This is a genomic window from Streptomyces sp. NPDC057616 (genome assembly GCF_042800575.1).
GTDB lineage: Bacteria > Actinomycetota > Actinomycetes > Streptomycetales > Streptomycetaceae > Streptomyces.
In genome coordinates, this window is record NZ_JBHVGU010000001.1 from 113,038 (window position 1) to 125,739 (window position 12,702).

General features: G+C 72.2%; 12 protein-coding genes. 9 read left to right on the forward strand and 3 right to left on the reverse strand.

Features of this window, described 5'->3' with window-relative positions:
• Positions 1-4: 4 nt before the first annotated feature.
• The gene (locus ACFU97_RS00510; RefSeq protein ID WP_384248855.1) at positions 5-1,426 is read right to left on the reverse strand and encodes a hydrolase; all 1,422 of its coding nucleotides are present in this window, start codon (positions 1,424-1,426) and stop codon (positions 5-7) included.
• A 221-nt stretch (positions 1,427-1,647) separates the two neighbouring features.
• On the opposite strand from ACFU97_RS00510, the gene ACFU97_RS00515 reads away from it, so the two are divergent.
• Positions 1,648-2,790, forward strand: coding sequence for a hypothetical protein (locus ACFU97_RS00515; protein WP_384248858.1), 1,143 nt, complete (start codon positions 1,648-1,650; stop codon positions 2,788-2,790).
• 23 nt (positions 2,791-2,813) lie between these two features.
• Here the strand turns inward: ACFU97_RS00515 and ACFU97_RS00520 are convergent, their stop codons facing one another.
• On the reverse strand, positions 2,814-3,413 hold the full coding sequence (locus ACFU97_RS00520; RefSeq protein WP_384248860.1) for a DUF4157 domain-containing protein: 600 nt from the start codon (positions 3,411-3,413) through the stop codon (positions 2,814-2,816).
• Positions 3,414-3,657: 244 nt separating this feature from the next.
• On the opposite strand from ACFU97_RS00520, the gene ACFU97_RS00525 reads away from it, so the two are divergent.
• The 4 genes from ACFU97_RS00525 to ACFU97_RS00540 are packed head-to-tail and all read left to right on the forward strand — an operon-like array spanning position 3,658 to position 6,435.
• Positions 3,658-5,247 (forward strand): phage tail sheath subtilisin-like domain-containing protein, encoded by a 1,590-nt coding sequence (locus tag ACFU97_RS00525; RefSeq protein ID WP_384248863.1) that lies wholly within the window; start codon positions 3,658-3,660, stop codon positions 5,245-5,247.
• Positions 5,248-5,306: 59 nt separating this feature from the next.
• Positions 5,307-5,750 carry a phage tail protein gene (locus tag ACFU97_RS00530; protein ID WP_384248865.1) on the forward strand — a complete coding sequence of 148 codons (444 nt, stop codon included), beginning with the start codon at positions 5,307-5,309 and terminating at the stop codon, positions 5,748-5,750.
• Positions 5,750-6,277, forward strand: a complete 528-nt coding sequence (locus tag ACFU97_RS00535) for a hypothetical protein (RefSeq protein ID WP_384248867.1) — start codon at positions 5,750-5,752, stop codon at positions 6,275-6,277. Before ACFU97_RS00530 ends, ACFU97_RS00535 begins: the two co-directional genes overlap by 1 nt.
• Positions 6,274-6,435, forward strand: a complete 162-nt coding sequence (locus ACFU97_RS00540) for a DUF6760 family protein (RefSeq protein WP_384248870.1) — start codon at positions 6,274-6,276, stop codon at positions 6,433-6,435. Before ACFU97_RS00535 ends, ACFU97_RS00540 begins: the two co-directional genes overlap by 4 nt.
• Positions 6,436-7,592: 1,157 nt before the next feature.
• On the opposite strand, the gene ACFU97_RS00545 is transcribed toward ACFU97_RS00540, so the two are convergent.
• The gene (locus tag ACFU97_RS00545; RefSeq protein WP_384248871.1) at positions 7,593-8,051 is read right to left on the reverse strand and encodes a hypothetical protein; all 459 of its coding nucleotides are present in this window, start codon (positions 8,049-8,051) and stop codon (positions 7,593-7,595) included.
• Positions 8,052-8,553: 502 nt separating this feature from the next.
• On the opposite strand from ACFU97_RS00545, the gene ACFU97_RS00550 reads away from it, so the two are divergent.
• The 4 genes from ACFU97_RS00550 to ACFU97_RS00565 are packed head-to-tail and all read left to right on the forward strand — an operon-like array spanning position 8,554 to position 12,671.
• On the forward strand, positions 8,554-9,564 hold the full coding sequence (locus ACFU97_RS00550; RefSeq protein WP_384248873.1) for a hypothetical protein: 1,011 nt from the start codon (positions 8,554-8,556) through the stop codon (positions 9,562-9,564).
• 37 nt (positions 9,565-9,601) lie between these two features.
• Positions 9,602-10,024 carry a phage tail protein gene (locus ACFU97_RS00555; protein WP_384248875.1) on the forward strand — a complete coding sequence of 141 codons (423 nt, stop codon included), beginning with the start codon at positions 9,602-9,604 and terminating at the stop codon, positions 10,022-10,024.
• A 14-nt stretch (positions 10,025-10,038) separates the two neighbouring features.
• Positions 10,039-10,764 carry a LysM peptidoglycan-binding domain-containing protein gene (locus ACFU97_RS00560; protein ID WP_384248877.1) on the forward strand — a complete coding sequence of 242 codons (726 nt, stop codon included), beginning with the start codon at positions 10,039-10,041 and terminating at the stop codon, positions 10,762-10,764.
• Positions 10,764-12,671 carry a VgrG-related protein gene (locus tag ACFU97_RS00565; RefSeq protein ID WP_384248880.1) on the forward strand — a complete coding sequence of 636 codons (1,908 nt, stop codon included), beginning with the start codon at positions 10,764-10,766 and terminating at the stop codon, positions 12,669-12,671. The genes ACFU97_RS00560 and ACFU97_RS00565 overlap by 1 nt, the downstream gene beginning before the upstream one ends.
• Positions 12,672-12,702: the final 31 nt, after the last annotated feature.

A 12,702-nucleotide genomic window follows, 5' to 3' on the forward strand; every position in this document is an offset into this window, starting at 1 on the left:
GCGGTCACACCGTCAGCTTGATGGCTTCGATCCAGCGCGAGTTGTCGAAGGCGCCGGCGGTGTTGAGGTCGGGGCGGGCGTTGTTGCAGGACTGGTCGCGCCAGTCCTGGTCGCGGACCTTGACCACGTTGCAGGCCTGACCGGAGCCGACGTTCCAGACGAAGGTCACCAGGTACGGGGCGTCCTTCTTCGTGCTGCCGATGTAGTTGTCCTTGCCGTCCGCCTTGATGGCGGTCCAGTTCGGCAGCCACCTGCCCTGCCCGTTGGTGGACTGGTCGTCGTGCACCATGGCGCTGCCGGCGGAGCCCTGGACGCCGTACACCGCCACGTTGAGGGCCTTGACCGCACGGGCCTGGCCGACCGTCCCGGCGACGGTGCCGTCGCACACCGGCTTCTGCCAGCCCTCGCCCTGCACGAAGGCGCGGTAGCAGACGTGCCGGCCGCTGGGGTCGCTGGCGGCCAGGCGGTTCACGGCGGTCGCCGCGGTGTCCGCCTTGGGCTTGGCCGTGACCGTGGGCTTGCCCCCGCCGCCCCCGCCTCCGGCTCCGCCCGCGCCCCCGTCACCGGCGGCGGGCGAGGGTGTGGTGGTCGGCGCCGGGGCGGGCGGCAGGGCCGGTGACGCGCTCGCAGAGGGGCTGGGGGCGAGGGTGGCGCCGGCCTCGGCGGTCTTCTCGGTGGCGCCGCTGGTCACACCGGGCTTGTAGGCGATCCACAGCATCACGAAGGTGATCGCCAGTCCGACGAAGATGCCGAAGAAGGTGGCGAGCCAGCGGGGCAGGAAGCCGCGCTGCACATAAGTCCCCTCCACGGGCGTGGGGTTGACGCCGGAGCGCAGCACGTTCAGCGTGTACGGCCGCTGCTCCTTCGGCCCGAACCAGATGATGCGGCGCGGCTTGAGCGTCGTCCGCACGAACGCCGCACGGCCCGGCTCGATCTGCACGTTGCTCGGGAAGATCTCGTAGGAGAGCTGGTCGCCGGTGTCGTTGCCGCTGACCGACGCCGTGAGCTTGGTGTTGCCCAGGTTGTCGACGGCGAGCTTGGGCCGCCCCCGGAAGCGCCCCTTGACGGTGGGCGGGACGAGTTCGGCCCGCATCTCCGTGAAGGGCGTGATCGTCAGGTTCCCCTCGGGGACCGTCGTCGCCTCGGGATGCTCGGTGGGCGTGATGCGGACCGCGTACGGATTCGGACCGGCGGTCGCGTCCGGCGTGCGCGGCGGCGCGAAGGTCAGCTCCACCGTGCCGGTCGTCCCCGGATACAGCCGCAACGTCTGTGGCTCGACCGTCGTCCAGGGGGCGATGGGCCCCACCGGTTCGAAGCGGTACTCGTCCACGATGTCGCCGGTATTGCGCAGCCGCAGCCGGACACGGGTGCTGCCACCCGGGTCCACGGTCGCGGAGGCGGGTTCCAGGGAAGTCCACAGGCTCACGCGTCGACGCTACGGATTCTCCGACGTGACGTCAGGAGCCGTCGGTGCAGAGCTCGTTGCCCTCCGGGTCATCGCCGGCGAGACGCGGCGGGCTCCGCGCGGGCCGTGCAGCGACATCTGCCCGTTCGGCCGCGATCGCTGACCTCCCGTACCTGGCGGCGGCCGTCCGTCCCGGGTATCGAGGAGTAGCCCCACCGTGTTCCCGCCCAGGAAGAGGTTGCATGCACACCCAGGACGGCACAAGAGCCACGGAGCATCGGGCCGGTGGCGCGCAGGTGAAGCCGCCTCGCGCCACGACGCCGACCCAGCCCGTCCCGGCGATCGACCCCCGCTCCAAGGGTGCGCTGAGCCCGGGGTCCATGGCCACGATCCAGACCTCGGCGGGGAACTCGGCGGCCTCGCTGATGGTCCAGCGGATGCTGACCGCCCAGCAGCCGGCGGCCCAGCACGCTTCGTACGAGCAGAGTGTCGCCGAATACCTCGCCGCCGGCGGGCCGCAGAAGCTGTACCGGGCGATCCGGGTCGAGTCGCAGGTCAAGCGCCGTCAGGACACGTCGGCGATCACCGCCACGGCCGACGGAAACCTGGGTGAGGGGATCTCGACCTCCAAGGAGGTGACGAGGATCTACCAGACCCTCCGGGAGTGGCCCGAGGGAAGGGACATCGAACCCGTCGACCCGACGTCGACGTTGACCGTGGCCCACCATGTGGCGGGGGACAACTACGGCACCCAGTACATCTCCTTCAGCCCGAGCCGCGACCGGGCCGTCAACTACTCCCGGTACAACTTCAAGGAGGGTCCCGCCGAGAACCTGGACTACGTCCAGAAGCCGCGTCTGGTGAAGAACTGGGCCCCGGTCATCGAGATCGACGTGACCAAACTCGGCTCCGGGGCCCGGCTGGTGAACCTCGGCAACCCCGGCATCCACGGGCAGACGAACCTCGCGGAGCGCTCGGACATCGGCTCCATGGCCACCAGCGACCAGGAGGTCCTCATCAAGGGGACCATCGCGTCGGGCGCGATCACGCAGGTGCACGGCGTCGAGGACTCCATCAAGGCCATGGATCTCGAGGCCCGCAGGAAGCTCATGGAGAGCGACTTCCGGTACGGCCGCAGGGACGCCAACCCGGAGGAGTTCGACGCGATGTTCCGGCGGAACGTGCCCGAGCACCTCCAGCACTACTTCGCGCATCTCCAGGAGGAGCCCGAGGAGGCCGCGCCCGCACCGGCGAGCAGGCGCCGTCCCGCGTCGCAGTCGCCGACCCGGCCGGACGAGGCCGCCGAGCCCGTCGTGAAGAAGCCGGCGAAGAAGAAAAAGAAGCCGAACGCGAACCTGCTGAGCTTCGGCATGGACGACGAGTAGGGCGAGTGGACGTTCCGGGGGGGTCAGGCGCCCAGGTCGGGGGCCTGGCCCTGGGCCATCCGGCGGCCGTTGGCCGCGGCCCGGCGTTCGAAGGAGTCGCCGGGGTCGGAGACCCGCGCTCCCGAGCCGTCGTCGGCACCGGACACGGGCCCGCTGCTCTGCTGATGGACGTGGTCGATCTCGTGGAACAGCGTCTCGTCGTCCAGGCCCTGGTCGCCCACCACGATGTCGGAGCCGGTGGTGTAGGCACGGGCGCCGTACTCCAGCGCCGACCGCTGCGCGACCGGACCGGAGTGCACCCGCACATGGGAGAAGCTCATGCCGTAGGCCTGCTCCGCCTTGGACTGGATGTGCGGGGCCAGCGGGCTGCCCGGCGAGCTGACCGCGTCGTACACCGAGGCGCGGCGCTGCACGGCCGGCTGCCCGGCCGTCTCCTGCCCGCTCCGCGCCGCCTGGTGGCCGCAGTCGGGCCCGTGCTCGTGCCGCGCCTCCTGGACCACCCGTGTCACGGCGGCGTTGCCGGCGGCCCGCTGCAGGGCGAGGAGCGGCGGCACGGGGGCGGAGGAACGGGCCGGGGCGGCTTTGCGGTCGGCGGAGGAGTGGTTCTCTTCGTGTGCGCGCATGGGCCTTCCCGGTCGCCGGCAGGACGTCTGCCTCCACCAGATAGCGTGCCTGGGACGGCTACGGAAGGACCGTAAGGGCACCCCCAAGGGCAGCGTCGGCGGCCTCGCGGACATCGGGGCGCGACGAACTGCCCTTGCGGGCAAGGAGGTTGCCCCCACCTCGGCACCGCAGGCCGTTTCCCCGGCGTTGCGCGCGCGTGAGCCTGGTGGGTGTTCCTGTCTCGTACCCCGAGGAGAGCAGAGCATGCCGTCCTACCTGTCGCCCGGCGTCTACGTCGAGGAGGTGGCCAGCGGCTCGCGCCCCATCGAGGGTGTGGGCACGTCGGTCGCCGCCTTCGTGGGTCTCGCCCCGACCGGCCCGCTGAACGAGCCGACGCTGGTGACCAACTGGACCCAGTACGTGGCGAGCTTCGGTGAGTTCACCGACGGGTACTACCTCGCGCACTCCGTCTACGGCTTCTTCCAGAACGGCGGCAGCGCCGCGTACGTCGTCCGTGTGGGCGGCTCCGCCGAGGACGCCGCCACCGGCGCGTCCGCGCCCGCCGCCGTGACCGGCTCCGCCGCCAAGCGCGAACTGCCCGCCGCGGAGCCCGCGCAGCTCGGCACCTTCAAGGTGGCGTCCATCGCCTCCGGCGGCAACGGCTCGCTGAGCGTCGAGGTCGCCGACCCGGAGGGCGAGGGCCCGGCCGAGCGGTTCAAGCTCATCGTGAAGGACGGCGACAAGGCCGTCGAGAACTTCGACGTGACCGCCAAGAAGGGCGGCCGCAACTACGTCGTCACGCAGGTGAAGGAGCGCTCGAAGCTCATCACCGTGACCGAGGCGGCGCCGGCCGCGCAGCTGGTGCGCCCCGACAACCAGACGGTGGCCCTGGCCGCTCCGGCGCCCGCGCCCGCCGTGGTGGACAAGAAGGCCGACGGCTCGCACCCGGGTCCCGCCCAGTACCTCGGCGACTCCGCCGACCGCACCGGCTTCGGCGGTCTGGAGGCCGTCGACGAGATCTCCATGGTCGCGGTGCCCGACCTGATGGCCGCCTACCAGCGCGGCGCGATCGACCTGGAGTCCGTCAAGGCCGTCCAGCTCGGTCTGATCGCGCACTGCGAGCTGATGGGCGACCGCGTCGCGGTCATCGACCCGCCGCCCGGCCTGAACGCCCGTCAGATCCGGGTGTGGCGGCAGGAGACGGCCGGCTACGACTCCAAGTACGCGGCCCTGTACTACCCCTGGATCAAGAGCTTCGACCCGGCGGGCGGCCAGACCCGGCTGATCCCGCCGAGCGGTCACGTGGCCGGCATCTGGGCCCGCAACGACTCCGAGCGCGGCGTGCACAAGGCGCCCGCCAACGAGGTCGTACGCGGCGCGGTCGACCTGGAGACCCAGATCACCCGCGGCGAGCAGGACCTGCTCAACCCGATCGGCGTCAACTGCATCCGCGCCTTCCCCGGCCGGGGCATCCGGGTATGGGGCGCGCGGACGCTGGCGTCGGACCCGGCGTGGCGCTACCTGAACATCCGCCGGTACTTCAACTACCTGGAGGAGTCGATCCTGATCGGCACCCAGTGGGTGGTGTTCGAGCCGAACGACCACGCCCTGTGGGCCCGGATCCGGCGCAACATCTCGGCGTTCCTGGTCAACGAGTGGCGCAGCGGCGCCCTGTTCGGCCAGCGGCCCGAGGAGGCGTTCTACGTCAAGTGCGACGAGGAGACCAACCCGCCGGAGTCGGTGGACGTCGGCCGCGTCGTCTGCGAGATCGGCATCGCCCCGGTCAAGCCCGCCGAGTTCGTGATCTTCCGACTGGCCCAGTTCTCCAGCGGCAGCGGAGAGTTGGAGGAGTAGGCCGCCCGGCTCGCCCTCCCCAGACGTCGTTTCCACACGCTTAGAAGGACAGCGAACGCATGAGTCTCCAGCCGGGTGACGCCCTCACCTCACACAATTTCGGCCTGCAGATCGACGGCGTGATGGTCGAGTACCTCGCCGAGGTCAGCGGCCTGAGCATCGAGCAGGACGTCATCACGTACCAGCAGAACACCCCGGGCGGCCAGAACGTGGTCAAGAACCTGCCGGGCGTGAAGAAGAACGGCACCTGCACCGTGGTCCGCGGCATGACGCAGTCCGCGTCGTTCACGCAGTGGATCAACCAGTCCATCACCGGCCAGATGACGCCGGCCCGCAAGAACGCGTCGATCATCATGATGGACTTCCAGAACAACCCGGTGAAGCGCTACCACCTGCGCAACGCCTGGTGCAGCAAGATCGACGCGAGCACGGTGAAGGCGGGCGAGGCGGCCGCGCTGACCGAGACCGTGACCATCACGTTCGAAGAACTGGTCATCGAGTAATGCGGCGTACGGCTGCCAGGGCCGGAGCCGCCGTGGCGTACTCCGGCGCGGACCCGGCGTCCGCGCCGGAGGCGGGCGTGGAGCTGCCGGGGCCGGAGGCGACACCGGCCACGGCGGCTCCCGTGCCCACTCCCGCGCCGGTGCAGCAACAGCAGTCCCTGCGCACGGAGTTCCCCTTCCAGCTGCCGCGCGGCTACGTCGACGAGTCGGGCACCGTCCACCGCGACGGCGTGATGCGCCTGTCGACCGCGCGGGACGAACTGGTGCCGCTGCGGGACGTGCGTGTGCAGGAGAACCCGGCGTACCTGTCGGTGGTGCTGCTGGGCCGGGTCATCTCCCGGCTCGGCACGCTGCCGATGGTGCACGACGGGATCGTGGAGAACATGTTCGCCTCCGACCTGGCGTTCCTGCAGGACTTCTACCGCCAGATCAACGCGGAGGGACACACCCGCGCCGCCGTGCAGTGCCCGCACTGCTCCGAGCCGTTCGAGGTGGAACTCGGCGGGAGCCGCCTGGGGGAATCGTGACGTACGCGACCGACCGGCTGCACGAGGAGATCGCGTACGTCGCCTACCACTTCCACTGGAGCATGGACGAGATCCTCGATCTGGAGCACCACGACCGCCGGCGGTTCACGGCGGAGATCGCGTCCCTGGTGACGCGGGCCGCCGGAACGGAGGGCTGAGCGGTGGGGTTTCTGGACCGGGTGCGGGGGCGGCAGCGCGGGGGTGCTGACGCGGCTCCCTCGTCGGTTGCGTCCTCGGTTGCGTCGTCGGGTGCGTCGGAGCAGGGCGTGTCGGCGGCACCGGAAACTGCACGTCCCGTCGTCGCGGCCTCCTGGCCCGCGCTGCCGCCGATCCAGCGGACGCTGACCGCAGGGCAGGGCGGGGTCGCGGACTCCGGGTTCGGCGGGCGGCTGCCGACGTGGCAGAACCCGTCGTTCATGGGGACGGCGTCCCACTCGGTCCTGGACGGGCGGTCGAGCGCGCTGCTCGGTGACGCGGTGGGTCGCGGGACGGCGCATCCCGTCTCCGGCCTCGAACGCCCCTCCGGCCCGCTGCCGTTGGCCGGCGCCGAGCCCGTGGTGCAGCGAGCACCGGCGGTTCCGCTGCGGATGCTTCCGCCTCGGCAGGCCGGGACGGGGAGTGTTCCCGTCGTGCGGAGTGGACCGGCTGCGCCGTCCGGTACGACAGCTCCGGCCGCTCCGGCTGCTACGGCTCCCCGATCGAGCGCGCCTTCGGTGCAGCGGGCGGCGGTCGGCCCGGCGCCGGTCGCGCCTGCTGCCGGGGTCAGGGTGACGCCCGTACCGTCCGGTGCGGCGTCGTCACCGCGACCGGGGGCGCCTCTCACGCGGGCACCGGCGGGAGGGGCTGCGCACGCACAGCGGCGTACGTTGCCGGTCGCTCCGCGGGTTTCCGGGGGGACGGGCGAGTCGGCGGTCGCGCCGGGGTCGTCTGCATCTTCGGCTTCGGCATCGGCATCGGCTTCAACTGACGGTGATGACGCGGGGGTTCGAGCACGCAGTGGTACGGCGGTGCAGAGGACGCCGAGCACGGGTCCTGCTGTTGCTCCGGGTCCTGCCGTCGTGCCGGGGCCTGCTGCCACGCCTCCGCCGCCCGTGCAGCGGAAGTCGGCGACTGCCACCAGCCGCACCGGCTCCGCACCTCAGAGCCCGACACCTGGCGGCTCCGGGCCCGTACACGTCCGGCCACGGTCCACCCCAAGTGGCACCCCGGCAACCGCGCCGCGACCGGCCGCAGCTCCGCAAGCACCGCCCGCGTCTACGGACGCCTCGGCTCCGAGCACTCCTTCGGCCGACGCCGCCCCCGTCCGGCATGCCGCTCAACCGGTCACGTCGACCGAGGCCACCACCCCCCGCCCGGCGTCGACTTCGCGTGCCGCGACGCCGCCGGTCCAGCGGAGCGCGACAGGCCCGAGGCCGCGTCCCGGCCTCGGCGCGCCGATCGCCTCGCAGCCCGTTGCCGTACAGCGGAGTTCGGCGACAGCGCCGGGCACTGCGTCCACGAACCCGCTGTCCCAGTCGGCCGGCCCGAACCCGAACCCCTCAGCCACCCGCCCGGGTTCGACCAGCACCACCTCGTCGCCCGCCGCGTCCACGACGTCTCCCGCAGTCCAGCGCGCAGCGTCCCCCTCTGCACCGGCGACCACCCCCGCCGACCGTTCGGCTCCGTCCACGCCGACGTCGACAGCGAACCCCACCCTCCAGCGCGCGGCGGCCCCTTCGACACCGGCTCTCCCGGCGGATCGGCCCGCTCCGTCCACCCCCACGTCGGCAGCCAAGCCCGCCACCCACCGCACGGCGGCCCCCTCGGCACCGGCGGCCGTCCCCGCCGCTCAGCCCACTGCAGCCGCCCCCGTCGTTCAGCGCGCAGCGGCCCCCGCGACGCCGGCACGCCCGGCTCCGTCCACCCCGAAGTCGGAAGCCAACGCCCCTACTCAGCCGACGACTTCGCCCTCGACCTCGGCGGCAACCGGTCCCGCCGACCAGCCCACTGCACCCGCCCCGACGACGGCAGCCGGCCCCGTCGTCCAGCGCACGACGGCCCCTGCAACACCGACGGCCCTTCCCGCCGAGCGGCCCGCTCCGTACGCCCCTACCCCGGCCCCGGCAGCCGCCCCCACGGTCCCACGCACCGCGAGCGCCCACACCCCGAGCGCCAGCACCGCCAGCACTCCCACCGCGAGCCCCCGCACCCCAAGCACCCCCACCCCCGCTTCAGCACCCCACCCCTCCGGCCTCGGCGCCCCCGCCACCCCGCCCTCGGTCGCCCCGGTCGCTCCCGTGGTCCAGCGCGCCCGGTCCGTCTCCTCCCCCGCGCGCCGCTCCCCCCTCGGCGCCCCGGTGACCGCGGCCCCGGCCGACGCCACGCCCCTCATCGGCTCGCCCGCCGCGGCGACACCGTCCGTGCCCGCGGCGCCCGACCCCGTCGTAGCGCAACGCTCCCCCGTGCAGCTCCCCACGGACGCACCGCCCACCACGCCTGGCTCCTCCACGACCGGCCCCTCCACGACCGGCCCTGCCACCCCTGGCTCCTCCACGCCCGGCCCCGCCACGACGCCGGTCTTCCCCACGACGGCCAATCCCCCCGGACCCGCGCCCAACCACCCGGGACCCACGCCCAACCCCCCGGGCCCCGCGTCCACCTCGCCAACTCCTCTCTCCACACCGCCGGTTCAGCGTCTGGCCGCCCCGGCCGTCGCGCCCACCCCCCTGCGCAAGCCGACGCCTCCTGCATCCCCGGCGACCGCCTCATCGGCGTACCCCGCCACCGACTCCCCCCTCCCCGTGGCGTCCCTGACCCCTCCCCCGCGTCCGGGGTCAGCCGCTCCCACGCCCGCCCTCCCCGGCGCGGCCACCACCACCTCGCCGCCCGTCCAGCGCCTCGGGCGGCTGAGCAAGTCCAAGTCCAAGGACACGACGCCGCCCACGCCTCCGGCGCACAGCGCCACCGGCGCCCTCGCCGCGGCCGCCGCCGCGGCGGTCGGGTCCGCGCTCACCCCTCGCGTCTCGCCGCCGGCGCCGCCCTCACCGCCCCGCGCCGAGGCTCCGCCGCCGTACACGCCCTCCTCCGGGAACCCGCCGCCGTACGAACCACCGCCCGCCCACGCGGCGTCCGCGCCACCGCCCGAGTACGCCGCGGTCCCGGCCGGCGGCTTCGACCCGCGGGAGCTCACCGACTTCCAGCTCGACGAGCTCGTGCACCGGATCATCGGCCGCATCACCCGCCTGATCCGCACCGAACTCCGCATGGACCGCGAACGGATCGGAAAGCTCCGCGACCCCCGCAACTGACCCGCCCAGCAACCCACTGAACGACGGAAAGGCCGAGATGTCCCGCCAGGACCCGGGCTCCACCATCTGGTTCTCCCTCAGCATCGACGGCGAGAGCCTCGGCTACTTCAACGGATGTGAAGGGCTGTCGTCGCAGGTGGAGGTCGAGCAGCGCCAGGAGGGCGGCAACAACGGGTTCGTGTGGCAGCTGCCGACCCGGGTGACGTTCTCCAACATCCGGCTGACCCGGCCGCTGACTCCGGACACCACGAAGGTCGCCAAGTGGATCTCGTCCGTGCAGACCGGCATCAAGCGGCCCACGGCCCAGATCGCCGCGCTGCGCGCGGACGGCTCGGAGGTCGCCCGCTGGGGCCTCATCGACGTGCTGCCGGTCAGCTGGACCGGCCCCTCCCTCGACCCGGCGAGCCCCGCCGTGGCGACCGAGGTGCTGGAGATCACCCACCACGGGTTCACGGACTGAGGGGCAGGACGAAGATGGCCAAGGGCAGCAGGGGCGGCGCGGGCAAGAGCCTCGTACGGGCCACGCTCGCGATCCACGAACCGCCGAAGGGCAAGAGCCGCACCCCCGGCGGCATCATCAAGACGTTCAGCTTCGACTTCAACCCGGCGCAGCTGTCCCTGACCCGCCGCGCCCAGTGGAAGGTGACCCCCGCGCAGATCGAACGGGACGGCCCGCTCCCGGAGTTCATGGGTGCCGAGCCGCGTGAGATGGGCGTGGAGATCTTTCTCGACTCCTCCGACGAGCCGACCAGCAACACCGTTCTGAAGAAGGTCGAGTCGCTGCTCGCCTGCTGCGAGGTGACGACCAGGAGCATCGCCGCCAAGCAGCCGTCGCCGCCGTGGGTGGTCTTCCAGTGGGGGTCGTTCTCGACGGCGCGTTTCACGGCGTACGTCAGTGCCGTGGAGGCCAGTTACACGCTGTTCTCGACGACCGGCGTGCCCATCCGCGCCACCTGCCGGCTTCAGCTGCACGAGATCCCCAGCAAGACCAAGGGGCAGAACCCGACCTCGGGCGCGCTGACCGCGCAGCGGGTGCACCGGGTCGTCGCGGGCGACTCGCTGCAGTCGCTGGCCTGGCGGGAGTACGGGAACGCCGCCGCCTGGCGCTCCATCGCCGAGGCCAACGGCATCGACAACCCGGGGCAGTTGACGACCGGCACCGAACTCGTGCTGCCGGCCGCCGAGGAGGTGCGTACCTGATGGTGCAGTCCGCCTTCTCCAGCGTCGTCGACGTCAAGATCGGCGGCGCGAAGCTGCCGCCCGAGTTCGCGCCCGACCTGGTGGACAGCTACGTCGACCAGGGCGTCGGCGTGCCGGCCGCGTTCCGGCTCACCTTCCGCGACCCGTACCGGCTGCTGCTCGGCAAGCTGAACATCACCTTCGGCACCAAGGTGGTGTTCTCGCCCGTCGCCGACGGCGAGGGGGCCGGCGATCCGCTGCTGACCGGCGAGGTGACCGGCCTGGAGGCCGACTACGACGGCACCGGCAGCTACACCGTGATCCGCGGCTACGACCTCGGCCACCGCCTGCTGCGCCAGCGCCGGGTGGCCGCCTACCGCAACCAGAGCGCCTCCGACATCGCCCGCAAGCTGGCCGCCAAGGACGGTGTGCCGATCGGGCGGATCGAGTCGACGAAGACGGTCTACGAGTTCATCTCCCAGTCCAACGTGACCGACTGGGACTTCCTCGCGCGGCTCGCCGACGAGAACGAGATGGTCATGTCGGTCGACGCGGACGGCAAGTTCCAGTTCGTGAAGCCCAAGTCGGCCTCGGGGGCACCGTCGCCGAGCACGGACGGCGAGAAGAGCCCGTTCGTGCTGCAGGCCGGGCACGACATCCTGCGGCTGCGGGCCGCGGTGACCGCCGCCGACCAGGTGGGCAAGGTCGAGTCCCGCGGCTGGGACGTGACGACGAAGAAGAAGCTCACCGCCACCGCGGCGGCGGCCTCCAACCCCGGTATCACCATCGGGACTTCGCCGGGAGCGGCCGCCGGGAAGTTCACCTCGGCCAAGCTCGTCGAGACGGGCACGCCCTACGACAAGCAGACCGAGGTGAAGTTCGCCGCGGACGCCCTCGCCGACGACGTGACCGGCTCGTTCGCCGAGCTGGAGGTCGTCGCGCGCGGAAATCCCAAGCTGCGCCCGGGAGTTCCGGTGGCGCTCGCCGACGTGGGCGTGCCGTTCGAGGGCAAGTACACCGTCACCTCCGTGCGGCACGTCTTCGGCGACGGCAAGCACTACGAGTCGTGGGTGACGGTCAGCGGGCGGCAGTGGCGTTCGCTGTACGGGCTGGCCTCGGGCGGCGCGGACACCGCTCCCCGGCTGCCCAGCGTGGCCAACGCCCTGGTCACCGACGTCAACGACCCGCTGAAGCAGGGTCGGGTGCGCCTGCAGTTCCCGTGGCTGGACGACACGTACGTCAGCGACTGGACCCGTACCGTGCAGCTGGGCGGCCTGGGCGGCGGCGGGATCTTCCCGCTGGACGTCAACGACGAGGTGCTGGTGGCCTTCGACCGGGGCGCGCTGGACCATCCGTTCGTGATCGGCGGGCTCTACAACGGCCGGGACAAGCCGACCGTCGTGAGCGATGTGCCGCTGCACGACACCGTGCGCAAGAAGGCGAGCCGGCACACCGTCTCCGACCGGGACGGCAACCGCATGGACCTGCTCAGCCAGAAGACCGGCCTGCGCAAGCAGGGTGTGCGGCTGATCTCCGGCGACAAGCAGCTGACCATCAACCTGGACCGGACGAAGACCGAGATCGTCATCGACAGCAGGGGCTCGGTCACCATCAAGGGCAGCCGCTCGGTCTCGGTGGAGGCCGGTACCGACCTGTCGCTGACCGCCCGACGCTCGCTGACCATCAAGAGCGGCGGCCCGCTGAGCATCCAGGGCGGCGGCATGGTCAACGTCCGGGCCGCGGGCGAGATCGGGCTGAACGCGCTGGGCGCGCTCAACATGAGCGCCGTCGGCGCCGCGAGCCTCACCGGCGCGGGCACCGTGCAGATCAACTCGGCCGCCAACACGACGATCAAGGCGCCGACCACCCTGGTCGCCTCGCCCGTCTTCGGCGTCACCACCATCCCGGTGCCGATGGTGATCCCGTGACCCAGCGCCGTAGCCGTATGTGTGTCCGAGT